This window comes from Pseudomonas sp. R2-7-07 (assembly GCF_003852355.1).
In the GTDB taxonomy this organism is placed as follows: Bacteria; Pseudomonadota; Gammaproteobacteria; order Pseudomonadales; family Pseudomonadaceae; genus Aquipseudomonas.
The window spans coordinates 3,338,332-3,361,232 of the sequence record NZ_CP027759.1; the positions used below are offsets into that span (position 1 = coordinate 3,338,332).

The window sequence follows — 22,901 nt, forward strand, 5'->3', positions numbered from 1 at the left end:
ATAACCACGAGGAACTCACCGGACTATTTAACGAGCTAACCAAACCAGAATTTATCAGATACAAGCGAGATGAAAGAGAATGGCACATCAACACACTTCAACACTTTCTAAGTACCGACGAAAACTTCGAGTCAGTGTTCTACCTTTTTGACACCCATTTCAACGATGAAATAACCGATAAACGACAATTCATGAAAATCCTATTAGATTGCCTTAACAGATACAACCTTGAGGCCGGCGAGCACGAATCAAACACAGCCCCCTAACCCTTACCTATGACGAGCGAACCGTTCGCTCGCCACAAATAAAGCTGAGGCGCCACGCTCTCCACCTCAGTGCGTTCCTCAGGTCAGAATCACTTGTCGAGGAAAGACGATGTTGAAAGACCCATTCTTAAATGAGCTATTTTACCCAAGCCTAATGTGGTTTATCGGGGCCTTTGATATTTACGACCGCGAGCAAGAGCTCAGCATAGAGCTCAGTAAATATGACCCAAATAACAAGTCGGACAGAGAAAAACTAATAAAGCGTTACGCATTGAATTTAAGCTACCTATCATATAGACATAAATACGCGTTAATTGAAAACTTAAAAGACAAGCTGAATGACGAAACTTACAACTTTCATAGCTTATTTGAGATAAGCGAAGACGACACAGGATCGTGGCCAAGAGCCGAATGGTATCAACTGGACAACCCAAAAGATTTTCTAAGAGAGATTTATCTTCTAGCTAAAGATGTGTGGAAAGACGACCTTCAAAAAGCAAGCTGCGAAGACCAGTCGACCTGGTAGAAACGCCGACACTTTTCCGGAAAAAAATCAACCTCCTCTGGCGAGTGAGATAGCGCGTCCGCTACAAAAAATTCGCCAGCCAAAGTCCCGTGCCTATAGCAATAAGCGCGCACCAAACAAACCCGTAAACTTTCCAACGAATAAATAAAAAATGCTATTTCACCCATATTCGGACACTATCCACTTCGACGCCAGCCTTTACTATTTTGTGGGAATTTTTGATATTTATGACAGGGAGGAAACCAAGGGGAAGGAGCTCGCTTGCTTCAATCCTAATGACCGTAAAGATAGAGAAAGCCTCATAGTAAAATACTGCCTAGATCCATACAAAAAACTATCCTATCGACACAGATATAAACTAATAGAAAACTTATCTATCGCATTAAACACCCAAAACTTTAACTTCCACTCTTATTTTGAGGACAACCCAGAAAAGTGCTCTACTATGGCCTGGGATGAAACCGAAATAGCCGATCCCCGAGGTTTCTTCGCCGATATCTATCGCCTAGCCAACGAGGCCTGGAAAGACGATCTCGAAAAAGCCGGCCTCGAAGATCAATCAACTTGGTAAAACTAACACCGCTCTGCAAGACAACGCCCCACCTTGCAGTGCACAAACTTTCCCGCTCTCGGCTGCGAGCGACGCCAGCCGGATAAGAATTAATCTGAAGTGCTTGCAACCAATACACTTAGAGTACTCTTCCTTGGATTCCACACGGTCAGGCACCAAATGCCCCACCACTCCAGCCCCCACTCGAAAAACCCATCCCAAGGCCGCTCTACTGGCAGACTACCGTCTGGTCGCCGCCCCCATTTTTCCTCATACGCATCCACCCAATTTATGACCACAACGTCGTTCTGTGCTTCGATACCAAGCAATTGCAACCATTCACAATATAAAGACTGAGCCTCACTCTCACCTCTTTTAAACCGAGCGCTATAAGGCGGATGGCAAAAAGCGCTATAGAGCGCAGTAGGACCGAATAGATTTTTTTGCATAACCGTCAGGTTTTTGACTTCAGCTAATGTCAACGGCGTAGCCTCCGCACGCTCCACATCCCAATCCGGAATCGGAGCATAGTGAGAAGGGAGATAGTCGCCTGTCTCCGCCAGCTCTGGCGTTCTGTATGCAGCAGCCTGATAGCAACCCATGCCTAATAAAGCCTGCCGGTGGACATGCTCATCAACAGCGATATTGAGCTTTGGAGAAAACACTACAAACTCAAACACACAACCTGCTGTGCACATACGTTTGCGCAAAGAGGTAGTTTGCTCCTGCTCAACAACAGTTAAAAGAAACGGGGATTGCATGTTTATCCTTATGATTACTGCGATCGGTGGTCTCGCGTTAAAACATGTTATACCTCAGATTAAATGCGCAATGTCTTGCGCACAGACCTGTAACGCACGCCGCCAGTGCGTTTTACCGATTTGTAGCTAAATGCATCTAACCGCTAGGCATAAATAATTTAGATTGCCCCACCCCTAATACAAAAAACCCTCGACAACAAGATCCAGCCGATAAAATCGAAAAATCCTACAACGTATTCTCAAGAATCGAGCAACGCCATGCTTGCGCTGGCCCGCGAAGCTGCCCCAATCAAGGCGATGGGGTATTTCAGGTAGTTTAATTAATATATAAAAACCTGAATAACGTCGAAGTCAGATTCGACAACGAGGACAATTCGCCCACTCACTGCATTTCCGTACTGAGGTCACAATATTGAAATCGCCATTTGGAAATATGCCTTTTACGCCCAAGATCTCTTATATTTTGGCAGCACTGTCAATATACGACCTAGAGGAGACCAAAGGCGAAGCGCTTTGGAGATATAATCCTAACGACGCCAAAGAGCGAGAAACGATAATAAAGGACTTTATTCTTAAAGACCTTATGCACCTTACTTACAGGCATCGCTTCATATTAATAATAATGCTTCAAACTCCTTTAAAAAACCCTGAAATTGACTTCGCCAAAGAATTCGAAAGCGATTACGACGAATATATAACAATGGCCTGGGACGAAACTGAAATAGCCGATCCCCGAGGTTTTTTCGCTGACATCTACCGACTCGCTAACGAGGCCTGGAAAGACGACCTCGAAAAAGCCAGCCGCGAAGACCAATCAACCTGGTAGCCCCCTGAAATACCCCCACTTGTGGCGAGCAAGCAAGCTCCCTCGCCACAAGTACACGACCCGCTCAGCGCTTGGAAAGCTCCATAATCATCCGACTCAACAAATACACCCGAGGCACCACACTCTCCACCTCGGCATATTCCTCCGGCGTGTGAATATTCCCGCCCACTATCCCAAACCCATCCAATGTCGGCGTGCCGACCCCGGCCGACAAGCTTGCATCCGCGGCGCCGCCGCTGCCTTCGATGGTCAGGGTCTTGCCCAATTCGCCGTAGATGCCTTGGGCAATCGCGACCAATTTGTCTGACTCCGCCGTTTGCGGCATCGGTGGCAAGCCGCGTTGCAGGCTGGTCTTCACTTCTGTGTCCGGGATCAGTTTGTTCGCGGAGACCCGCGCCAGGTCCTTCTCGATGCGGTCGAACTCTTCCGGCTGCGCGGCGCGTACGTCGGCCTTGGCGGTGGCTTGGTCGGGGATGACGTTGGTGCGGTCGCCGGCCTTGAGTACGGTGAAGTTGATGGTGGTTTTTTTCTCGGCGTCGCCCAGCTTGCCCAGTTGCAGGATCTGGTGTGCGGCTTCCATGGCGGCGTTGCGCCCCAGTTCAGGCGCGACGCCGGCGTGGGCGGCTTTGCCTTTGACTTCAACCAACGCGGTGGCGCTGCCTTTGCGCCAGACCACCAGGCCGTCGGCTGGGCGGCCGGGTTCCAGGTTGAGGGTTACGTCGTGGCCCTTGGCGGTGGTGCGGATCAGTTCGGAGGCGGCGTCGGAGCCGGTTTCTTCGCTGGCGTCGAGCAGGAAGGTGATTTGTGCATAGTCCTTGAAACCTTGGCTTTTCAGGACTTTCAATGCGTAGATGCCGGCGACGATGCCGCCCTTGTCGTCCATCACGCCGGGGCCATAGGCGCGGCCCTCCTTGATGTGGAACGGGCGTTCGGCGGCCGAGCCTTCCTTGAACACGGTGTCCATGTGCGCCATCAGCAGGATTTTGGCCTTGCCGGTGCCCTTGAGAGTTGCGATCACATGGCTGTTGTTGGCGGCTTTGTCCGGCACCAGCTCGATGCTGAAACCCAGCTGTTTCAACTCATCCACGGCGATGTCGCGCACTTGGGTCAGGCCGGGCTCGTAGCCGGAGCCGGAGTCAATATTCACCAGGCGCTCCAGCAGTTTCAGGGCCTCGGCCTTGTACTGTTCGGCGTCCGCCTGGATCGGCTTGTGGGGTTCGGCGCTGTAGGCCGGCACGGCGAAGGACAAGGCCAGGGTGGCGGCCAGCAGGGTGCGGGGGAAGGTGAAGAGCATGGACCGATCCTTGTTTTTCATTGAGGGGGGCCGCCACACCCTACCCCACTAAACGGACCGCAACCAAGCCCCCTGCAGCGAACTGACCCGGTTGCGCCCGCTGCTTTTGGCCTCGTACAAAGCCTGGTCGGCATCGTTGAGCCAACTGGTGGCGTCGGCGTGGCTCGGCAGGTATGGCGCCAGGCCGATACTCAAGCTGGCGCGCAAGGTCGGGTCCTGGGCGTAGGCAAGGGCGTTGAAACGATCACGCAGGGCGTCCATCACTTCAGTGGCACGGTGGAGCGGCATGTCCGGCAGGATCACGCAGAACTCATCGCCGCCGTAGCGTCCGGCAAGGTCGGTGGCGCGCAGGTTCTGGCGCAATACCCGGCTTAACTGGCGCAGGACGATATCGCCGGTGACATGGCCATAGGTGTCGTTGATGATTTTAAAGTGGTCGATATCGATCAGCGCGATGGCCGCACCGGCAGGGCCGCGGCGGCAACGGTGGAACTCGATTTCCAATTGATCCTTCCAGGCGCCGTGGTTGAGCAGGCCCGACAGGCTGTCGGTGCGGCTCAGGGCCAACAGTTCGCGCTTGTGCCGCGCCAGGGTCACGGCCTGGCGGTAGCAGATCCAGCCCAGGGCCAGGGGATACAACGTCAGGATCGGCAGGCAGGCATACAGCTGGGCCTGGGTGGTGACGCCGATGAATGCGGGCGCGACTATCAGCAGCGCCGTGGCGATGCCCAGCGCCTGGGCCACCCACCCCGCCAGCAAAAAGCGCGGCCCGCCGATGGCGACGTTGTTCATGCTCATCATCGACAAGGTGGTGACGCTGGGCAGCGGGTTGAAGTGCATCGCGCCGACCCAGAAGCCGCCGCAGAAGGAATCGAACAGCAGGTTGCGACGCTCACTGCGCAGGGTATGAGCGGCACGCAAAGACGCTTGGAACGCCAGGTGCGGCCAGATAAACGCGTTGATCAGCATCCAGGCCCACACCCATGGGGACGGGTTCAGCGGATACATGCCGAACGCCACGCAAACAAAGCCGAGCGCCAGCCCCAGGAGGCGGGATTTGTACAAGCGCGAAGCGAGCGGAAGTCCATTTCCTCCGACGGCTGCCATGATGGGGGGGTAATCCTGGGTGAGTCCCTGGAGTCTATCAGGGCGACGGCAAATCGCCACCACTGCTTACAGGCTGATACTTCAGTGCGAAAACCCGCGTGCCAGCATCAATGCCACGCCGAGCAACATTATTGCCGTGATCCGCTGCAACATCACGCGCCGCTTGGGGTTTTCCAGCAGGTGTTTGATGCGCTGGCCGAAATAGCAGTAAAGGCAGCCACTGGCAAATTGCAGCAACAGGAAGGTCAAACCGAGGATCGCGATATCCGCCGCCGAGCTGTGCTCCCCGCCTCCGGCGAACTGCGGGAAGACGGCGCTGAACATGATGATGGTCTTGGGGTTGGAAAAGCCGGTCAGCAAGCCCTTGCCGAACAGGCTGCGCGAGCCCTCCACCGCGCCGGCCTTGTCGATCGACACGCCGCTGCTGGTCCACTGCTTGTAGGCCAGGTAAAGAATGTAGGCCACGCCGACAAACTGGATGGCCTGGGTAATCGCGAGGTTGCCCTTGATCAGCTCGGAAAAGCCCACGGCAAAGATCAGGATCGAAATCAGGTACGACACACTGGCGCCGATCTGCGCCGGGATCGAACTGCGCAGGCCGTCCTTCAGGCCCAGGCTCAATAACAACAGGGTCATGGGGCCGGGACTGAAGGTCATGGTCGCGCAAAACAACAGGAAGTAGAGAAACGAAGACAGCGTTAACGCACTTGTCATGGTCAGGGACCTTGAATGGATAGACAGGCAACAACGGTCAATTGCTGGCGAGATGGCGCGCAGTCTAGGGGAATGGCATTGCGCCAGGCAAGTAAAGTAATGCCTAATACGGCCTAACTTCACCGGTAAAAGTACCGGCAAACATAAGGACGCTTCATGTTGGTATCCGCCATCGCCTTTGTGGAAGGCACACCCAAGGTCCAGCAGATCGTCGAGGCCTTCAGCCAGGCCATCGAGGCCAGTGAATGGGCGCCCGGCAGCAAGTTGCCGTCGGTGCGGGCGTTGACCGAAATCCTCGGCGTCAGCAAATTCACCCTCAATGAGGCCCTCGACCGCCTGCGCGGGCGCAACCTGCTCACCTCCCGCCAGGGCCGGGGCTATTTCGTGGCGATGGACACTGCGCGCCCGGCGTCGGTGACCTGGGTCGACCTGCTGCCTCAGGACCTGCTCAGTGTGTTGCGCCGCCCTCTGGCCACCGCCAGTGGCGAGCTGCGCCCCGGCGGCGGGCACTTGCCGGAAGACTGGTTGAACGGCGAAGCGATCCGCCAGGCCATGCGCAGCGTGGTGCGCGCGCCGTCGCTGCGCATCGCCGGGCTCGGCACGCCGGCCGGGCTGTTGCCGTTGCGCCAGGCGCTGCAACAGAAACTGCACGGCGAAGGCCTGTCGGTGCCGGTGGAACAGATCATTACCACGCCCAACACCGTGCAAGGCCTGGACATGCTCATGCGCTTGCTGGTGCGTCCCGGCGACACGGTGCTGCTGGACGCGCCGTGCTACTTCAACTTCCACGCCAACCTGGCCCTGCACGGGGTCAAGGTGGTGACCCTGGAACGTCGCCCCGACGGCTTCGACTTCACCGCCTTGGAACACCTGCTGGCCGAACACCGGCCCAGCCTGTACCTGACCACCAGCGTCTTGCATAACCCCACTGGCCATTCCTTCAGCCCCAGCCAGGCGTTTCGCCTGCTGCAACTGACCCAGCAGTACCACTGCCATATCGTCGAGGATGATCTCTACGGCGACCTGCACCCCAACCCGCCGCCACGCCTGGCCGCCGTCGCCGGGCTGGATCAGGTCACCTACCTGTCGGGATTCTCCAAAATCCTCAGCGCCAACACGCGCGTCAGTTACGTGGTGGCCGCGCCACAGCTGGCCGCCAACCTGACCAATATGAAGTTGATGAGCGGCGGCGTGACCTCGGAGCTGTTCGAGCAGATCGTGTACCGCATGCTCAGTGAGGGTAGCTATGCCAAGCACCGCAAGCGCATGGTCCAGCGTCTGATGGAAGCCGGTGGGCGTGTCGAGCAGTGGCTCAAGCGCTGCGGTTGCGAACTGCCGATGGCGTTTGAAGGCGGCATGTTTATCTGGGCGCGCCTGCCGACCGGCGTCAACGGCGAGCTGCTGGCCCAGGAGGCCTTGAAGCGCAGCATGGTGCTCGCGCCCGGCACACTGTTCGGCTACGACCCGGCGCATCGCGACCTGATGCGGTTCAATGTGGCCCACAGTGATGAGCCGCGGGTGCAGCGGGTATTCGAAGCGTTGTTGGTGCAGGCGGTACGGGCAGCTTGAGTGGCGGTGCCGTCACCCCGGCAACGGCATCACCCGCAACGGCCGCACCGACTTGTAGGAAAAGCTCGAATAGATTTCTTTCACACAGGGCAGGGTCTGCAGGACTTCCCTGGCGAATTCGCCAAACGACTCCAGGTCCTTGGCCACGACTTCCAGCAGGAAGTCATAGCGCCCCGACACGTTATGGCAGGCCACAATCTCTGGGATCGCCAACAGCCGCTTCTCGAACGCCCGGGCGATTTCCTGGGTGTGGCTTTCCATCATGATGCTGACGAAGGCGGTCACCCCATAGCCCAGGGCCTTGGGGGACAGGATCGCCTGGTAACCGCTGATCACCCCGCTCTCTTCCAGATTGCGCACCCTCCGCCAGCACGGCGACGTGGTCAGGGCAACGCGCTCGGCCAGTTCGGCGACGGTCAGGCGGGCGTTGCCCTGCAAGGCGTTCAACAGGGCTTTATCGGTGCGGTCCAGGCTGACAGGCATAACGTGCCTCTATTCATTGTTTTTATCGGGTTTTCATCCATGAACGCCGGCGTTTCCAGGCTTTTTTGCAACGTTCAACTGGGGTTATGAGCATAGCATTGTAGGAAATAAGGAGCGCCCGACATGAACAATAAACGCCCTGGGTTCGGTTTTTCTACCCGCGCCATTCATCACGGTTACGATCCCAAGGACCATCACGGCGCCCTGGTACCGCCGATCTACCTGTCGGCCACCTTCGCTTTTCCGACCGCAGAGTACGGCGCGGCCTGCTTTGCCGGGGAGGCCAGCGGCCACTTCTATACGCGTATTTCGAATCCGACCCTCGCCCTGCTGGAGTCGCGCATGGCCGCCCTGGAAAACGGCGAGGCGGCGGTGGCGTTCAGTTCCGGGATGGGCGCGATTGCCGCAACGTTCTGGACCCTGCTGCGCCCCGATGACGAGGTAATCGTCAGCCAGACGCTATACGGCTGCACCTTCGCCCTGCTGCACGGCATCGGCGAATTCGGCATCAAGGTGCGCCATGTCGACCTCACCGACCTGGCCGCCCTGCAAACGGCGCTCGGCCCCGCGACCCGCATGATCTACTGCGAGACCCCGGCCAATCCCACCCTGCGCCTGGTGGACATCGCCGCCGTGGCCCGGCTCGCCCACCAGCAACCGAATGTCACCGTGGTAGTCGATAACACCTATTGCACGCCCTACCTGCAACGGCCCCTGGAACTGGGCGCCGATGTGGTGGTGCACTCGGCCACCAAGTACCTCAGCGGGCATGGCGATATCACGGCAGGCATTGCGGTGAGCAGTCACGCGATAGCGCAACGCATCCGCCTGCACGGGCTCAAGGACTTGACCGGCGCGGTGATGTCGCCGCAGGACGCCGCCTTGCTGATGCGCGGCCTCAAGACCCTCGCCCTGCGCATGGACCGCCATTGCAGCAACGCCCAGGCGGTGGCCGAAGCCCTACAGGCGCATTCCGCCGTGCAGTGGGTGACCTACCCTGGGCTGGCGTCTTTCCCACAATACGAACTGGCTGCGCGGCAAATGAAGCAATCCGGCGGCATGATTGCCTTCGAGCTCAAAGGCGGAATCGACACCGGGCGGCGCTTCATGAACGCGCTCAAGCTGTTTACCCGTGCGGTCAGCCTGGGCGACGCCGAATCACTGGCCCAGCACCCGGCCAGCATGACCCATTCCACCTACACCCCGGAGGAACGCGCGCAACACGGCATCAGCGAAGGCCTGGTGCGCTTGTCGGTGGGGCTTGAGGACGTCGCCGACCTGTTGGCGGATGTGCAACAGGCACTGGGCAAGTGTGCCCGTGCGGTTGCGCGCCCAACGTTGCTGGCCGCGCACGCGGGGAAATAACCGTCGGGCTGTGGTAACGGGCTATAAGGAGCCCCAGGTGCATCAAGCCGGATCGCGTTCATCCAACGCACGCGCCGCCAACGCCCCCATCACTGCGCCTGCGATTGGCGCCAGCCAGAACAACCAGAGCTGTGACAGGTATTGCGCCCCGGCAAACAACGCCGGGCCCGTGCTTCGCGCGGGGTTGACCGACGTGTTGGTCACCGGGATCAGCACCAGGTGGATCAAGGTCAACGCCAGGCCGATGGCGATGGGTGCAAAGCCGGCAACCGCGCCCGGCGCCGTGACGCGCATGATGATCAACACAAAAAAGAACGTGGCGATCAGCTCTGCCAATGCAGCGGACTTCATGTCGAAGTGCCCGGGACTCAGGGGGCCATAACCGTTGGCGGCAAAACCGCCGAGTTCGAAACCGGGCTGGCCGTTGGCGATCAAGTACAGTGCTGCGGCCGCCAGAATTGCGCCAATCACCTGCGCCGCAATGTAAGGCAACACATCAGCACCACACACCCTACGCCCCGCCCATAAGCCAATGGTCACCGCCGGGTTGAAATGCCCGCCGGAAATACCGCCCACTGCATAGGCCATGGTCAACACGGTAAGACCGAATGCCAGAGACACCCCTGCAAAACCAATACCCAACTCTGGAAACGCCGCCGCCAGGATGGCACTGCCACATCCGCCGAAGGTCAGCCAGAAAGTACCCAGAAGCTCTGCGATCAAACGCTTTTGCACAATTGACTCCATTGCAGTTCATGCCGTCACACGGGGGGTGGGCGGTCCCGCGCGACGGTAGCAATGGACATTGATGAGCCCTATAGGACTTGTCCGGTTTTGTGTGGGAGGGGGCTTGCCCTAATGCCAGTCAGTTAAGCGTACACCACCGTCTGTAGGAGCGAGCTTGCTCGCGAAAAACTCACAGGCACCGCGTTTATTCAGGAAGCACGCGTTATCGTTGACGTTTTTCGCGAGCAAGGGCTAGCCGCCCGCCTCGCTCCTACAAAAAGCCTTGACTGACTGGCGTTAGCCCCGGGGCCGCCCTCTATTTTTCCCGTTCAGCTCTGCACCACCCCCGTCCCAAACCGCCGAATCGCCAGGCAATACCCCACCAACCCCAGCGCCGCCAGCAACCCGCCCGCCGCGCCGATCCAGGCGAAGCCGAAGTGGCTGCCGACCCAGCTGCCCATCAGCGCGCCGCCGCCGATGCCGATGTTGTAGATGCCGGAAAACATCGCCATCGCCACGTCCGTGGCGTCCGGCGCGAGCACCAGTACCTTGGACTGCATCGCCAGGCCGAAGCCCATGATCGCCATGCCCCAGAACACGCTCAGCACCACCAGGTAGGATTGGGCGCCGCTCAACGGCAGCATCAGCGCCAGGCAGGCCGCGAGCAGGAACACGCAGCTGATCACGAACACGTGCGGATTGAACCGATGCACCAGGCTGAACAGCAGCGAGCCGATAATGCCGGCGCCGCCGAACACCAGCAGGATCAGGGTGACCGCACTGCCGCCCAGGCCGGCGACACCTTCGACGAAGGGTTCGATGTAGCTGTAGGCGGTAAATTGTGCGGTGACGGTCATCGCGGTCAGCACGTAGAGCGCCACCAGTGCCGGGCGCTTGAACAGCAACGGCAGGCTGCGCAGCGAGCCGGAGTTCTGGCTCGGCAACGGCGGCAAGGTGCGCGCCAGCCAGAACACCAGGGCGGCCGCAAACGCGGCGATCACCAGGAAGGTCGTGCGCCAGCCCATGGCTTCGCCGAGCAGGCGGCCAAGGGGAATGCCCAGCACCATCGCCAGGGAGGTGCCGGTGGCGAGCAGGCCAAGGGCTTGCACCTGCTTGCCCACCGGTGCCAGGCGCACCGCCAGGGACGCGGTGATCGACCAGAACAACGCATGGGCCAGGGCGATACCGATGCGGCTGACCATCAGCAGGCCGAAGCTGGTCGCCACGCTGGACAGAATATGACTGGCGATAAACAAGCCAAACAACACGATCAGCAACTTGCGCCGCTCGACGTTACGCGTGAGCAGCATCACCGGCAACGATGTCAGCGACACGATCCACGCGTAAATAGTGAGCATCAGGCCGACGCTGGCCACGGGCATATCAAAGCTGGCGCCGATAGCGCTGAGCAGGCCGACCGGCACGAATTCGGTGGTATTGAACACAAACGCGGCCAGCGCCAGGGCGATGACCGGTTGCCAATTGGCTTGAGGGGTTGCGGCTGAAAGGCTCATTGACGGGCGAGGTACTCTGACGGTGATCAAACGGCCGCGCAGCACAGGCGAGGCCGTTGAACATTCTATAGGTTTCTCATGCAGCTGTTGGCGCCGATCCTGCGACAATCGCGCGCAGTCTCAAGGCGACGCAAGCCCGTCGATCAAGCCTGACTCACGGATCCACCTGCCTCATCAACTCAGGAATGCTTTCCGGTCGATTCGCATAGCGCTGGGCCAACGCCGCGCACACCATCAGTTGGATCTGGTGAAACAGCATCAGCGGCAGGATCAGTACGCCCATGGTCGCCCCGGCGAACAGCACCTGGGCCATGGGCACGCCGGTGGCCAGGCTTTTCTTCGAACCGCAGAACAGGATGGTGATGCGGTCTTCCTGGTTAAAGCCGAACGCCTTGCCCAGCAGCGCGGAGGCCACCAGCACCAGGGCCAGCAACACGCAGCACGCCACCACCAGCCCGCCCAGTTCCCACAGCGGAATCTGGTGCCAGATGCCTTCGTTGACCGCTTCGCTGAAGGCACCGTACACCACCAGCAAGATCGAGCCCTGGTCGACGAATTTGAGCCAGGCTTTATTGCGGCCCACCCAGTCGCCGATCCAGCGCCGAGCAATTTGGCCGGCGACGAACGGCAGCAACAACTGCACGCTGATCTTCAGGATCGCGTCGACGGTGGAGCCGCCATCGCCGTGCACATCAAGCAGCAGGGTCACCAGCAACGGCGTCAAGAAGATCCCGAACAGGCTCGAGGCCGCCGCGCTGCAGATCGCCGCCGGGATGTTGCCGCGCGCCAGGGAGGTGAAGGCAATCGCCGATTGCACGGTGGCCGGCAGCGCGCAGAGATAAAGCATGCCCATGTACAGCTCGTTGCCGATCAGCGGTGACAGCAGCGGCTTGAGCGCCAGGCCGAGCAGCGGAAACAGCACGAAGGTCAGGCTGAACACCAGCAGGTGCAGACGCCAGTGCCCGGCCCCGGCGACGATGGCCTGGCGTGACAGCTTGGCACCGTGCAGGAAAAACAGCAGCGCGATGGCGAGGTTGGTGACCCAGCCGAAGGCCACAGCGGTCTGGCCGCTGGCCGGCAGCAAGGAGGCGAGGATCACCGTGGCGATCAGGGTCAGGGTGAAGTTGTCGGGCAGGAAACGTGGACGGGTCATAAGCAAATCTTCCAGGGGTTGCCAAGAGCATCTTGGCGACTCTAACGTAACGACCTGTTACCGACTAACGCCAATGAGCCAGTAAATGCCGCCTAAAGGACACGAAAAAACCGTCCGCCGCAGCGTACCCGGGCTGTCCAGCCTGCCACGACCGGTGTATGGGCGCACCGAATCCTTGCCCAACCGCGCGCTGACGCGGCGGCACAGCCATCCATGGGTGCAGTTGTCGTATGCGATTTCCGGGGTGCTGGAGATCCAGACCAGCGCCGGCCGCTTCGTTGCGCCACCGCAGCGTGCGGTGTGGATTCCGGCGGGCATGCCCCATCGCGTTTATAGCTCGCCCCATACGGAAATGCGCAGCCTTTACCTCGATTGCCGCGTGACCGCCTGGGCGGCCGAGCGCTGCCAGGTGCTGGCGGTGAGCAATTTGTTGCGCGAATTGATCCGCAGCTTCAGCGAACTGCCCGTGGAATATGCCGAGGATGGCCCCGACGGCCGCCTGGCCCAAGTGGTGTTGGACCAACTCGCTGCAGCGCCCCACGTGGATTTGATGCTGCCCTTGCCCCACGACCCGCGCCTGCGCCAGATTTACCGCAGCCTGAATCTGCATCCGGAGCAGCAGACCACCCTGGGCGAGTGGAGCCGCAAGCTGGGGGTGAGCGAAAAGACCCTCAGCCGTTTGTTTGTGCGCGACACAGGGTTGACGTTTCGCGCGTGGCGCCAACGCCTGCGACTGTTGAGCGCCCTGCCCGCCCTGGAGCAAGGTGAACGGGTGACAGATGTGGCGCTGGGCTGTGGTTATGAATCGACTTCGGCGTTTATCAACGCGTTTCGCCAGCAGTTCGAGGCCACGCCCGGTGAATTTTTTCGCTGAGCGTTGTCCAGTTGACCAAGCGCCACGTTCAAATAATCCCCAAACACGCGCTCGGCTGGTATTGTGCCGCGCTTTGAAAGACCGCTACCGACTTGCGAGGAAATGGACGTTGAACACTGACGAAAAAATGACCGGGGACCTGTTCGAGGTTGATAAGCGCCTGTCACTCAAGCCCGTGGTGGACTTCAACGCCTACCTGCGCAGCGCTTTCGGCGACGGCCCGTGCACCTGCATCCGCTGCAGCGCCAGCGGCGGCGATGAGAGCGGTTATGCGTTCCAGCACACCTTCAATTTCGACGGCAAGCCCACGCACCGCCGCTTCGCCTCCACGGCGGGCAGCGATGTGGTGATGGTGCTGAAGAAAGCCTGGTTGTCCTACACCAAGGCGGAGTTGCCGCTCAGCGGCGTGCTGGTGCTCGATACCGTCAAGGAATTCGTCGAGCCACAGTTGCATAAGCGCGTGGCGCCACTGCTGCTGGCCAGCGGGTTGGTCAAGGACCTGGATGACCAATTGCACATTCAGCCACAGGCTATGACTTGAGTTCACATTAAATGTGGGAGGGGGCTTGCCCCCGATGGCGGTGTGTCAGCTACCTATTACTTAGCTGGCCCACCGCTATCGGGAGCAAGCCCCCTCCCACATAGGTTTTGTATTAGCAAATTAAAACCCGGGAACGCCTTGCACCCGGATCTCAGGCGTCAGTTCTTCCAGCGGCTCGGTCAGCGGCCGATCGCTGCTCCCCGGCACCAGAATCACCTTGCGGCACTCCTCCTCGCATTTATCGAACAGCTCATAGCCGCGCGCCGCCTGCTCCAACGACAGCCGGTGGGTGATGATCGCTTCCGGGTTCAGGTGGCCCAGTTCGATATGCTCCAGCAGCTCCGGCAGGAAGCGCTGCACATGGGTCTGGCCCATCTTGAAGGTCAGGCCCTTGTCGAACGCGTCGCCAAACATGAAGCCGTGAATAAAGCCGGCATACACCCCGGCCACGCTGACCACGCCACCACGGCGTACGGCGGCGATGCATTGGCGCAGGGCCTTGCCGCTGCTGCCTTCGATCTTCAAGGTGGTGAGGATCGTTTCTGTGGTGCTGCCCTTGGCTTCGAAACCCACCGCATCCACTACGCCATCGACACCGCGCATGCCGGCGGTCTGGCGGATGATGGTGTCGGCGGGGTCGTCGTCCTCTTCGAAGTTGATCGGGATCACGCCGTACATCTTTTGCGCGTAGGCCAATCGATAGGGATGGTCGTCGACCATGAAAATCTGTTCGGCGCCGAGCATCTGCGCGCACGCTGCGCTGAGCAAGCCCACCGGGCCAGCACCATAGATCGCCACGCTGGAGCCTTTGCCGATACCGGCGTTGGTCACCGCCTGCCAGGCGGTGGGCAGGATGTCGGAAAGGAACAACACCTTTTCATCCGCCAGCACACCTGGCACCTTGAACGGCCCGGCGTTGGCCTTGGGTACGCGCACCAGCTCGGCCTGGCCACCGGGAATGCCGCCATACAGGCGGCTATAGCCGAACAGCGCGGCCCCCGGCGGGATCGCCTTTTTATTCAGGATCGCACCGCGCCCGTCGTTGGTGGTTTCGCAGGCTGCGTATTGCTGCAGCTGGCAGAAAAAACAGTCGCCACAGGCAATCACGAAGGGGATCACCACGCGGTCACCCCGTTGCACCGCCGTCACGGCCGGGCCGGCTTCTTCGACGATGCCCATGAACTCGTGCCCGAAGATATCACCATGCTCCACGGTCGGAATTTTGCCTCGGTACAGGTGCAAATCCGAACCGCAGATCGCCGTGGCGGTGACGCGCAAAATGATGTCGTCGGGCTGTTCAATGATCGGGTCAGGTACCGTATCGACCTGGACTTTGTGGGCGCCTTGGTAGGTCATCGCGCGCATGCTCTGCACTCCTGTGGTTGGGCTTATTAGTTAAGGGCGCACGCAGTGCCCAGTGTTCCCTCAACCTGCTGCGGCAACCGATAAATGGTCGCCGCGGCTCTGGGCCAGGAGCCCATCCACCACGCGGCACAGGCCGCCCGACGCATCGACACCCGCGCTGCGCGCCTGCGCGTACCAATGCAACTGCTCGGTTGCACTGTTACCACGCCGCAGCAACCTGTGCAGGCTGTCGAACAGCTGGCCTTCACCCAGGGCGTCGGCCGTGTCGGCGAACCTCTGGCAAGCGCGTTGCAACCACTGGTGCGCGCTGCAAAGGGCGCCTGAGGCGTCCAGCGCAAAGGTACCGGCTGCGCCAAAGCGCTTGGCTTGCCAGCGGTTTTCCTTGAGCAGCCAACGCGTCTCGGGGGTGAAGCCCGCACCGGGCTGCTGCATCGCGCAGGCATGGCTGACCATCACTCGAAATAACGTCGCCAGGGCCAGGCCATCTTCCAGCCGTGGGCATGCATCGGTCATGCGCAGTTCAAGGGTGGGATAGCGCGCCGCCGGGCGAATGCCCCACCAGCCGTTGCCATCGGCTTCGATCGCGCCCATGCGCTGCAACATTGCCAAGTAGCGCTGGTACTCGTCCCAGTCGGCAAAATGCTCCGGCACACCCATGCGCGGCCACTCATCGCAAGCGACCTGGCGGTAGCTCATGAACCCCGTGGGCGCACCGTTCCAGAAGGGTGAGGAGCAGCTGAACAACAGCAGTAACGGCAACCAGGGCAACACCTCGTTCATCACCGCGATGCGATCGACCCGTGCCGGTACCTCGACATGCACGTGCAAGCCACACAACACACTGCGTCGCGCCACGTACTGCACGTCCTCGAATAACTGCCGGAAATGCCCGTGCTCGGTGGGCCGTTGCTCACGCCAATCGGCCAAGGGATGGCTGCCGGCGCACACCACGCCCAGGCCGAAGTTGGCCAAGGCCCGCGCCAGGTCGCGGCGCACCGTTGCCAGGTAGTGGGCCGCCTCCTCGCCGCAGTGAAACACTGGTGAGGCGGCCTCTATCTGGCCCTGGAACATTTCATGGGTGAAGCCCTCGCCGATAGCCTCCCGGCAGGCCGCGATCACGGCTGCCGAGGGCGCGGCGAGCATCTGGCGCGTGTGCAGGTCAGTGATGAAATACTCCTCTTCGATACCGAAGGTGAGCATGAGCGTTCAGCGCAGGCGCGTAACGGTGAGTGCAACCACAGCGATCCGCTCGACGCGTTCATACCCCGGTTTATCGAGTTCTTCGCCGAAGACGTCGGGGTCCAGTTCACGGTAGGTCCAGCCATAAGCGTCGCTGGTCAGCAACGGCTTGACCGCTTCCAGAAACGCATCGCCGCCCGCCACCATGGCCACGCCGGTATACAACACCAGGCTCCCGCCAATGGCGAGGCGTGGGAGCGATTCGCTGACGATGCGCACCGACAGCTGTTCGCCCAACGCGCCACCGCCGTGGCGATAGGCGCGCTGGCGGTCGTCATTCATGTACGGCGGGTTGGCGACGATCAGGTCGAATTCACCCTCGACGCTGGTCAGCACATCACTCTGGTACACACTGACATTCGCCAGGCCGGCCAGCTCGGCATTCACCGCAGTCAGGCGCAGCGCACGGGGATTGATATCCACCGCCAGCACCTCGGCGTCGTGCCGCGCATGGGCGATGACCAGCGCGCCGACCCCCGCCCCGCAACCGATGTCCACCGCACGCTTGAGCGGTTCGAAACGCTGCTGCAGATGGGCTTGGATAACCTGGGCGAATCGATAGCTGTCGGGGCCGAAAAACACCGCGTCCGCCTCGACGGTGGGATACGGCGAATGGGCAAACAACAGGTCATCCAGGCTCGACCAGCGCACACTGCTGCGCCACAGCGCGTCGTGTTTTTCGATCACCTCGGCCTGCTGCAACTCGTCACGAAATGCCTCGGGCAACAGCTCGTTGTCGAACGGCATCGACCAGCCAAATACGTCACGCATACTCATCGCCAAGGGCGTGCCAAGGCGCCGGTACACGCGCTCGTGGGTCAGCGGCGTCGGCGTGATAAAACGGTAACCGCTCTCCTTCAAACCTCGGCCGAGGTTCAGCAGGGCGCGGTCAGCCAGTTGTTGTGCAGACATGGATGTTTCCTTAGCGCAGGCGTGCGCGCAGTTGGATAAAGCGGCGGGTGGCGTACAACCCTGCGGGACTGCAGTGGCGTCGCGCTGACATCCACGGGATCAGCGCGGTGAGCTGCTGGTCATCGGGCAAGTTCCATAACGAATCCACCAGGGCCTGGGTGTCAGGATCCGCAGGGCGATGCTGCTCGCGGGAGAAACGGCTGCCACGGCCCGGACGAACCGGCGGCACGCGCTGGCTGCTGATCCAGTCACCGGCGATCCAGTCGTGCAGCACCTGTTTTTCATAACCGCTGAACACGCCGAACATCGCCGCTCCTGCCCCCTCGATCAACTGCCAGAAGCGGCTCTCGGCGGGGTCCTGGTTGCGCTTGATCCAGCCCTTGTCTTCCATCGCCCGGAGAAAGTCTCCGATCTGGCCGGGCTTGGCCAGCCATTGGTTGACGGTCTTGCCTTCGAAGCGGCAGTAGTCCGAGTGCATGTGCTGGCCAAAGGTGCGCTTGCGTTCGAGCATGGCCACCACCTCTTCCTGCAGATCGAAATCTGCGATGACCGCCGTGGTGCCTGGGCCGAGATCGTTGAGGCGATACCCGGCCGCGACGCGACGGTAGAACGCCTCCCTGCCCTCGCCCAGCGGCAGCAGGTTCAACACCGATTGCGCGGCTTTGCTGGCGTGGCCGCTGCTGGCGTTGTCGATGGTCACGTGGAGGGTGAAGTAATAGGGGTCGATGCCCAGCTCACTGAGTTCGTATGACGTAATCAGCAGGTGCAGTGGCAACTGCTCGTAACCCAGGTTGTAACCGATGACTTCCGGCAGGAATTCGTCGGCGCACAGGCCCAGGGCCAACTGCAGGGCGCCTTGCAAATAGTGGCCGTCCTCAAGCCCCGCCTCGCTGTCGGCATCGTGCTCACTGAGCAGCTTGCGATAGATCACCACGTGGTTCTGCGCCGCTTCGCCGTCGCCCAACTCTTCGAGGTAGGTGGTCAGCAGGCCGTCGAAGCGCTGGTCCTGCCAATAGCGCAGCAGGCCGTAGAGCCAGGCGCCGTCGACCTGTTTGGTCGGGGCCACGCGCTGCAGCACATACAACGCGTGCGCCTTGTTCTGGAAATAGCGACGTGGCCGGCCCTGCTGGCGTTGCTCCAGGTACTCGGCATACGCCTGGGCCACGGCGGCGCAACGCTGTTCGACCCAGGCCAGCAACTGCTCGGGCACTTCGGGCAGGTCGCAGGCGGTGCTTTCCACGTGCGTCAGCTGATCCTGCAGGTAGTCACGCGCCAATGCCGCCGCGCCTGGAGCTTCGCCATACAGCTGTTGATACACCCGTTGATGCCGGCCAGGGGCCGAGTCGGTGAGAGAGGCCGGTTGGCCCGACAGCGCAGTGAGGAGTGTCATGGTGGCAGTTTCCGCAAAGTCCGTTACAACGGGCCACCCTGCAAGGCGGCCCCGCAAAAGCGCTTCAAAACACACGCTTATGGGATGCAGAGCATCGGAATGTGCGAAAAATTCAAATGAGGTTGTAAAAGGGGGGATAAGCGGTCGCGATTTCCTTCAAGCAGCAGGCGTTGGCAGCTAATCATGCTCAGCTTGTTGAATAATCGCCTCTACCCTTGCCATGACCTCATCATGCGCCACACCGGGGCCAGGATTGGTCAGGCTTTTTTCGACTTTTTTCCGAAACCAGAGATCATGGCTACTCGCCTGCTCTTCGGTTTCAAACTCCGAAACAATTGGGGAAAGTGGAACTGCCATCAGGTCACCTCCTGGATGAATGCTCAGCAGTTTAGCCGCAACCCTGGAAGCTGTCTTGAACCACCAGATGAAATGCAGCCAGCTCACCCGCAAGACGAAAAATGGCACACACGGCTCCGTTCTGCCCCAAGTGATGTGGGAGGGGGCAAGCCCTAATGCCGGTCAGTTAAGAAGTAGCAGGAGCGAGAACTAACTTGTGGCGAGGGAGCTTGCTCCCGCTGGGGCGCGAAGCGGCCCCAAACAATGGGACTGCTGCGCAGTCCAGCGGGAGCAAGCTCCCTCGCCACAGGATCGGTGTCGCCTTAACTGACTGGCATTAGGGCAAGCCCCCTCCCACACTGGTACTCAGCGCATCCAGGGTTTTCGTAGCCCTATTACTTACGCGCCGCCTCCCACTGCTTGAGCAGGTCGTTGTAGTTCACGGTCTCGCCTTTAGGCTTCTCGTTCGCCAGTTTCGGCTTCGGCGCGCCTGGCTGGTCGAACCAGTATTGCGCGTCACGCTCGGGGTTCATTTTCGGGCCGCACACCGGTTGCACCTTGGAGCGCTCCAGGCGCGTCATAATCGCGTCCTGTTCCTTGGCCAGGTTGTCCAGGGCCTGTTGCGGGGTTTTCTCGCCGCTGGCGGCGGCCGCGATGTTGCTCCACCACAGTTGCGCCAGGCGTGGGTAGTCCGGCACGTTGGTGCCGGTCGGCGACCACTCGGTGCGGGCCGGGCTGCGATAGAACTCCACCAGGCCGCCGAGTTTGGGGGCCATGTCGGTCATGGCCTGGGAGTTGATATCGGACTCACGAATCGGCGTCAGGCCGACTATGGTTTTCTTCAGCGACACGGTTTTCGAGGTCACGAACTGCGCGTAGAGCCAGGCCGCGAGTTTCTGCTTCTCCGGCGTGGACTTGAGGAAGGTCCAGGATCCTACGTCCTGATAGCCCTTTTTCATGCCCTTTTCCCAGTAAGGTCCGACCGGTGACGGCGCCATGCGCCATTTCGGCGTACCGTCGGCATTCACCACCGGCAGGCCCGGCTTGACCATGTCGGCGGTAAACGCGGTGTACCAGAAGATTTGTTGGGCGATGTTGCCCTGGGATGGCACCGGGCCGGATTCGGAGAAGGTCATGCCCGCCGCTTCCGGTGGCGCGTAGGCTTTCATCCAGTCCACGTATTTCTGCGTGGCAAATACCGCGGCCGGGCCGTTGGTGTCGCCGCCACGGGTAACGCTGGAGCCCACCGGGTGGCAGTCCTCCACGCGAATGCCCCACTCGTCCACGGGCAAGCCGTTGGGCAAGCCCTTGTCGCCGCCGCCGGCCATGGAGAACCAGGCATCGGTGAAGCGCCAGCCCAGGGACGGATCTTTCTTGCCGTAGTCCATGTGCCCGTAAATGCGCTTGCCGTCGATTTCCTTGACGTCTTCGCTGAAGAATTTGGCGATGTCTTCATAGGCCGACCAGTTCACCGGCACGCCGAGATCATAGCCGTACTTTTCCTTGAACTTGGCTTTCAGCTCCGGGCGCTCGAACCAGTCGGCGCGGAACCAGTAAAGGTTCGCGAACTGCTGGTCGGGCAACTGGTAGATTTTGCCGTCCGGGGCGGTGGTGAAGGACAGGCCGATAAAGTCCTTGAGGTCCAGGGTCGGCGAGGTGAAATCCTTGCCTTCGTTGGCCATCAGGTCAGTGATGGACTCGGTCTTGCCGTAGCGAAAGTGCGTACCGATCAGGTCCGAGTCGTTGACCCAGCCGTCATAGATATTCTTGTCGGACTGCATCTGGGTTTGCAGCTTTTCCACCACGTCGCCTTCCTGCAGCAGGTCGTGGGTCAGCTTGATCCCGGTAATTTCGCTGAAGGCCTTGGCCAGCACCTTGGATTCATACTCGTGGGTGGTGAGGGTTTCCGACACCACGTTGATCTTCATCCCACGGAACGGCTCCGAGGCCTTGATAAACCACTTCAATTCCTCCAATTGCTGTTCGGCCGTGAGGGTGGACGGCTTGAACTCGCTGCCGATCCATTTTTTCGCGGCATCTTCATACGCATCGGCCCAGGCCGTAGCGCTCAAACCACTGAGGGCCAGTACGGCGGCCAATGAAATGCTATGTCGCAGCTTATTGTTTTTATTCAACATAGAGACCTCCTGGTTAATTTCAAGACGGGACTCGCAGACACCCCTCTCTTGTAGGAGCGAGCTTGCTCGCGAAAAACTCAAAGACACCGCGGGCTACCAGGAACACCGCGTTATCGTTGACGATTTTCGCGAGCAAGCCCGCTCCTACAGGGTGTGCACACCTAGCCCCAGCGCATCACACTCAACAGCCACACCAGGGACAGCGCAGTCGCCACCCAGATGCTCCAGCCGGTGGCGCCGATTACCAGCAAATGCAGGTAGGCGCTGCCGAGAAGACCGATAAACAAGCGATCACCACGGGTGGTGCTGATCGGCAGAAAACCACGCCGAGGGATACTCGGCGCGCGCAACTCCCAGGTGGTCATGCCCGCCAGAATCAGCGCGATGCCGCCAAAGAACAGTGCAGTCGGGGTGGTCCAGGCCATCCATTCCATCATCGATTCCTCTAGACCCGGCCCAGGGCGAAGCCCTTGGCCACGTGGTTACGAACAAACCAGATCACCAGCATGCCCGGCAGGATGGTCAACACCCCCGCCGCCGCCAGTACGCCCCAGTCGATACCCGAGGCCGAGACCGTGCGGGTCATCACCGCTGCGATGGGCTTGGCATTGACCGAGGTCAAGGTGCGCGCCAGCAACAGTTCGACCCAGGAAAACATGAAGCAGAAAAACGCCGTGACGCCGATACCGGAGCCAATCAACGGGATAAAAATCTTCACGAAGAACTTGGGGAACGAGTAGCCGTCGATGTAGGCGGTTTCGTCGATTTCCTTGGGCACCCCGGACATGAACCCTTCCAGGATCCACACCGCCAACGGCACGTTGAACAAACAATGCGCAAGCGCCACCGCGATATGCGTGTCAAACAGGCCGATGGACGAATACAACTGGAAAAACGGCAGCAGAAACACCGCCGGCGGCGCCATGCGGTTGGTCAGCAGCCAGAAGAACAGGTGCTTGTCGCCCAGGAAACGGTAGCGCGAAAACGCGTAGGCTGCCGGCAATGCCACGCTCAGGGAAATCACCGTGTTCAAGCTCACGTAGTACAGCGAGTTGAGGTAGCCGGTGTACCAGCTGGGGTCGGTGAAGATCACCTTGTAGTTGGCCAGGGTGAAATCCTGCGGAAACAGGGTCAGCCCGCCAAGGATTTCGGTGTTGCTCTTGAACGACATGTTCAGCAACCAGTAGATCGGCACCAGCAGGAACAGGATGTAGATCAAAAGCGGTATCAGCTTGCGCTTGCTCATGTTGGT

23 protein-coding genes and 1 pseudogene are annotated in these 22,901 nt (G+C 60.1%); 8 read left to right on the forward strand and 16 right to left on the reverse strand.

Annotated elements, in window-relative coordinates; all coding sequences use genetic code 11:
- The first annotated feature begins 375 nt into the window (after positions 1-375).
- Positions 376-792, forward strand: coding sequence for a hypothetical protein (locus C4J86_RS15185; protein ID WP_124371013.1), 417 nt, complete (start codon positions 376-378; stop codon positions 790-792).
- Between the two features lie 151 nt (positions 793-943).
- On the forward strand, positions 944-1,363 hold the full coding sequence (locus C4J86_RS15190; RefSeq protein WP_124371014.1) for a hypothetical protein: 420 nt from the start codon (positions 944-946) through the stop codon (positions 1,361-1,363).
- 89 nt (positions 1,364-1,452) lie between these two features.
- On the opposite strand, the gene C4J86_RS15195 is transcribed toward C4J86_RS15190, so the two are convergent.
- Positions 1,453-2,103 carry a hypothetical protein gene (locus tag C4J86_RS15195; RefSeq protein WP_124371015.1) on the reverse strand — a complete coding sequence of 217 codons (651 nt, stop codon included), beginning with the start codon at positions 2,101-2,103 and terminating at the stop codon, positions 1,453-1,455.
- 412 nt (positions 2,104-2,515) lie between these two features.
- Between C4J86_RS15195 and C4J86_RS15200 the strand changes: the two genes are divergently transcribed.
- Positions 2,516-2,929: a hypothetical protein gene (locus C4J86_RS15200; RefSeq protein WP_305955286.1), complete on the forward strand. Its 414-nt coding sequence runs from the start codon at positions 2,516-2,518 to the stop codon at positions 2,927-2,929.
- A 64-nt stretch (positions 2,930-2,993) separates the two neighbouring features.
- Here C4J86_RS15200 and C4J86_RS15205 read toward each other — a convergent pair whose 3' ends face one another.
- The 3 genes from C4J86_RS15205 to C4J86_RS15215 all read right to left on the reverse strand — a co-directional run bounded on the left by C4J86_RS15205 (position 2,994) and on the right by C4J86_RS15215 (position 6,044).
- Positions 2,994-4,223, reverse strand: coding sequence for a M20/M25/M40 family metallo-hydrolase (locus C4J86_RS15205; RefSeq protein ID WP_124371017.1), 1,230 nt, complete (start codon positions 4,221-4,223; stop codon positions 2,994-2,996).
- 48 nt (positions 4,224-4,271) lie between these two features.
- Positions 4,272-5,330 (reverse strand): diguanylate cyclase, encoded by a 1,059-nt coding sequence (locus tag C4J86_RS15210; RefSeq protein WP_124371018.1) that lies wholly within the window; start codon positions 5,328-5,330, stop codon positions 4,272-4,274.
- A gap of 81 nt (positions 5,331-5,411) precedes the next feature.
- Positions 5,412-6,044: a LysE family translocator gene (locus C4J86_RS15215; protein WP_124371019.1), complete on the reverse strand. Its 633-nt coding sequence runs from the start codon at positions 6,042-6,044 to the stop codon at positions 5,412-5,414.
- 156 nt (positions 6,045-6,200) lie between these two features.
- Here C4J86_RS15215 and C4J86_RS15220 point away from each other — a divergent pair, with 156 nt between their 5' ends.
- Positions 6,201-7,613 (forward strand): PLP-dependent aminotransferase family protein, encoded by a 1,413-nt coding sequence (locus C4J86_RS15220; protein WP_124371020.1) that lies wholly within the window; start codon positions 6,201-6,203, stop codon positions 7,611-7,613.
- A gap of 12 nt (positions 7,614-7,625) precedes the next feature.
- Here the strand turns inward: C4J86_RS15220 and C4J86_RS15225 are convergent, their stop codons facing one another.
- Positions 7,626-8,096 carry an Lrp/AsnC family transcriptional regulator gene (locus tag C4J86_RS15225; RefSeq protein ID WP_124371021.1) on the reverse strand — a complete coding sequence of 157 codons (471 nt, stop codon included), beginning with the start codon at positions 8,094-8,096 and terminating at the stop codon, positions 7,626-7,628.
- A 123-nt stretch (positions 8,097-8,219) separates the two neighbouring features.
- On the opposite strand from C4J86_RS15225, the gene C4J86_RS15230 reads away from it, so the two are divergent.
- Complete coding sequence (locus C4J86_RS15230) at positions 8,220-9,461, forward strand: methionine gamma-lyase (RefSeq protein WP_124371022.1); 1,242 nt, start codon at positions 8,220-8,222, stop codon at positions 9,459-9,461.
- Between the two features lie 42 nt (positions 9,462-9,503).
- Here C4J86_RS15230 and aqpZ read toward each other — a convergent pair whose 3' ends face one another.
- The 3 genes from aqpZ to C4J86_RS15245 all read right to left on the reverse strand — a co-directional run bounded on the left by aqpZ (position 9,504) and on the right by C4J86_RS15245 (position 12,854).
- Positions 9,504-10,208, reverse strand: a complete 705-nt coding sequence (gene aqpZ / locus C4J86_RS15235) for an aquaporin Z (RefSeq protein ID WP_124371023.1) — start codon at positions 10,206-10,208, stop codon at positions 9,504-9,506.
- A gap of 308 nt (positions 10,209-10,516) precedes the next feature.
- Positions 10,517-11,701, reverse strand: a complete 1,185-nt coding sequence (locus C4J86_RS15240; protein ID WP_124371024.1) for a sugar transporter — start codon at positions 11,699-11,701, stop codon at positions 10,517-10,519.
- Between the two features lie 154 nt (positions 11,702-11,855).
- A complete protein-coding gene (locus C4J86_RS15245) occupies positions 11,856-12,854 on the reverse strand; it encodes a bile acid:sodium symporter family protein (protein ID WP_124371025.1) in 999 nt (332 codons plus the stop codon).
- An 85-nt stretch (positions 12,855-12,939) separates the two neighbouring features.
- Between C4J86_RS15245 and C4J86_RS15250 the strand changes: the two genes are divergently transcribed.
- Together C4J86_RS15250 and C4J86_RS15255 are read left to right on the forward strand one after the other, a co-directional pair.
- Positions 12,940-13,728, forward strand: a complete 789-nt coding sequence (locus C4J86_RS15250) for a helix-turn-helix domain-containing protein (protein WP_124367360.1) — start codon at positions 12,940-12,942, stop codon at positions 13,726-13,728.
- Between the two features lie 109 nt (positions 13,729-13,837).
- On the forward strand, positions 13,838-14,269 hold the full coding sequence (locus C4J86_RS15255; RefSeq protein ID WP_124371026.1) for a hypothetical protein: 432 nt from the start codon (positions 13,838-13,840) through the stop codon (positions 14,267-14,269).
- Between the two features lie 120 nt (positions 14,270-14,389).
- Here the strand turns inward: C4J86_RS15255 and C4J86_RS15260 are convergent, their stop codons facing one another.
- The 5 genes from C4J86_RS15260 to C4J86_RS15280 form a co-directional block, all read right to left on the reverse strand.
- Entirely contained in the window at positions 14,390-15,634 is a 1,245-nt protein-coding gene (locus tag C4J86_RS15260) for a zinc-dependent alcohol dehydrogenase (protein WP_124371027.1), read from the reverse strand.
- Positions 15,635-15,694: 60 nt separating this feature from the next.
- The gene (locus tag C4J86_RS15265; protein WP_124371028.1) at positions 15,695-16,834 is read right to left on the reverse strand and encodes a carboxylate-amine ligase; all 1,140 of its coding nucleotides are present in this window, start codon (positions 16,832-16,834) and stop codon (positions 15,695-15,697) included.
- A 6-nt stretch (positions 16,835-16,840) separates the two neighbouring features.
- Entirely contained in the window at positions 16,841-17,785 is a 945-nt protein-coding gene (locus tag C4J86_RS15270; protein WP_124371029.1) for a class I SAM-dependent methyltransferase, read from the reverse strand.
- 10 nt (positions 17,786-17,795) lie between these two features.
- A complete protein-coding gene (locus C4J86_RS15275; protein WP_124371030.1) occupies positions 17,796-19,175 on the reverse strand; it encodes an iron-containing redox enzyme family protein in 1,380 nt (459 codons plus the stop codon).
- 177 nt (positions 19,176-19,352) lie between these two features.
- The gene (locus tag C4J86_RS15280; RefSeq protein WP_124372439.1) at positions 19,353-19,532 is read right to left on the reverse strand and encodes a stability determinant; all 180 of its coding nucleotides are present in this window, start codon (positions 19,530-19,532) and stop codon (positions 19,353-19,355) included.
- Positions 19,533-19,726: 194 nt separating this feature from the next.
- On the opposite strand from C4J86_RS15280, the pseudogene C4J86_RS27425 reads away from it, so the two are divergent.
- A pseudogene (locus C4J86_RS27425) lies at positions 19,727-19,822 on the forward strand (N-acetyltransferase); the annotation flags it as partial.
- An 84-nt stretch (positions 19,823-19,906) separates the two neighbouring features.
- On the opposite strand, the gene C4J86_RS15285 reads toward C4J86_RS27425, so the two are convergent.
- The 3 genes from C4J86_RS15285 to C4J86_RS15295 all read right to left on the reverse strand — a co-directional run bounded on the left by C4J86_RS15285 (position 19,907) and on the right by C4J86_RS15295 (position 22,895).
- A complete protein-coding gene (locus C4J86_RS15285; protein WP_124363236.1) occupies positions 19,907-21,649 on the reverse strand; it encodes an ABC transporter substrate-binding protein in 1,743 nt (580 codons plus the stop codon).
- A 161-nt stretch (positions 21,650-21,810) separates the two neighbouring features.
- Entirely contained in the window at positions 21,811-22,083 is a 273-nt protein-coding gene (locus C4J86_RS15290; RefSeq protein ID WP_124363237.1) for a DUF2160 domain-containing protein, read from the reverse strand.
- A gap of 11 nt (positions 22,084-22,094) precedes the next feature.
- On the reverse strand, positions 22,095-22,895 hold the full coding sequence (locus C4J86_RS15295; protein WP_003232361.1) for a carbohydrate ABC transporter permease: 801 nt from the start codon (positions 22,893-22,895) through the stop codon (positions 22,095-22,097).
- Positions 22,896-22,901 lie beyond the last annotated feature (6 nt).

Coding starts and splice junctions, on each gene's coding strand:
- C4J86_RS15220 (WP_124371020.1), top strand. CDS start 6,201: ATGTTGGTATCCGCCATCGCCTTTGTGGAAGGCACACCCAAGGTCCAG.
- C4J86_RS15185 (WP_124371013.1), top strand. CDS start 376: ATGTTGAAAGACCCATTCTTAAATGAGCTATTTTACCCAAGCCTAATG.
- C4J86_RS15275 (WP_124371030.1), bottom strand. CDS start 19,175: ATGACACTCCTCACTGCGCTGTCGGGCCAACCGGCCTCTCTCACCGAC.
- C4J86_RS15265 (WP_124371028.1), bottom strand. CDS start 16,834: ATGCTCACCTTCGGTATCGAAGAGGAGTATTTCATCACTGACCTGCAC.
- C4J86_RS15240 (WP_124371024.1), bottom strand. CDS start 11,701: ATGAGCCTTTCAGCCGCAACCCCTCAAGCCAATTGGCAACCGGTCATC.
- C4J86_RS15250 (WP_124367360.1), top strand. CDS start 12,940: ATGCCGCCTAAAGGACACGAAAAAACCGTCCGCCGCAGCGTACCCGGG.
- C4J86_RS15215 (WP_124371019.1), bottom strand. CDS start 6,044: ATGACAAGTGCGTTAACGCTGTCTTCGTTTCTCTACTTCCTGTTGTTT.
- C4J86_RS15285 (WP_124363236.1), bottom strand. CDS start 21,649: ATGTTGAATAAAAACAATAAGCTGCGACATAGCATTTCATTGGCCGCC.
- aqpZ (WP_124371023.1), bottom strand. CDS start 10,208: ATGGAGTCAATTGTGCAAAAGCGTTTGATCGCAGAGCTTCTGGGTACT.
- C4J86_RS15190 (WP_124371014.1), top strand. CDS start 944: ATGCTATTTCACCCATATTCGGACACTATCCACTTCGACGCCAGCCTT.
- C4J86_RS15290 (WP_124363237.1), bottom strand. CDS start 22,083: ATGGAATGGATGGCCTGGACCACCCCGACTGCACTGTTCTTTGGCGGC.
- C4J86_RS15230 (WP_124371022.1), top strand. CDS start 8,220: ATGAACAATAAACGCCCTGGGTTCGGTTTTTCTACCCGCGCCATTCAT.
- C4J86_RS15225 (WP_124371021.1), bottom strand. CDS start 8,096: ATGCCTGTCAGCCTGGACCGCACCGATAAAGCCCTGTTGAACGCCTTG.
- C4J86_RS15260 (WP_124371027.1), bottom strand. CDS start 15,634: ATGCGCGCGATGACCTACCAAGGCGCCCACAAAGTCCAGGTCGATACG.
- C4J86_RS15195 (WP_124371015.1), bottom strand. CDS start 2,103: ATGCAATCCCCGTTTCTTTTAACTGTTGTTGAGCAGGAGCAAACTACC.
- C4J86_RS15295 (WP_003232361.1), bottom strand. CDS start 22,895: ATGAGCAAGCGCAAGCTGATACCGCTTTTGATCTACATCCTGTTCCTG.
- C4J86_RS15270 (WP_124371029.1), bottom strand. CDS start 17,785: ATGTCTGCACAACAACTGGCTGACCGCGCCCTGCTGAACCTCGGCCGA.
- C4J86_RS15280 (WP_124372439.1), bottom strand. CDS start 19,532: ATGGCAGTTCCACTTTCCCCAATTGTTTCGGAGTTTGAAACCGAAGAG.
- C4J86_RS15205 (WP_124371017.1), bottom strand. CDS start 4,223: ATGCTCTTCACCTTCCCCCGCACCCTGCTGGCCGCCACCCTGGCCTTG.
- C4J86_RS15245 (WP_124371025.1), bottom strand. CDS start 12,854: ATGACCCGTCCACGTTTCCTGCCCGACAACTTCACCCTGACCCTGATC.
- C4J86_RS15210 (WP_124371018.1), bottom strand. CDS start 5,330: ATGGCAGCCGTCGGAGGAAATGGACTTCCGCTCGCTTCGCGCTTGTAC.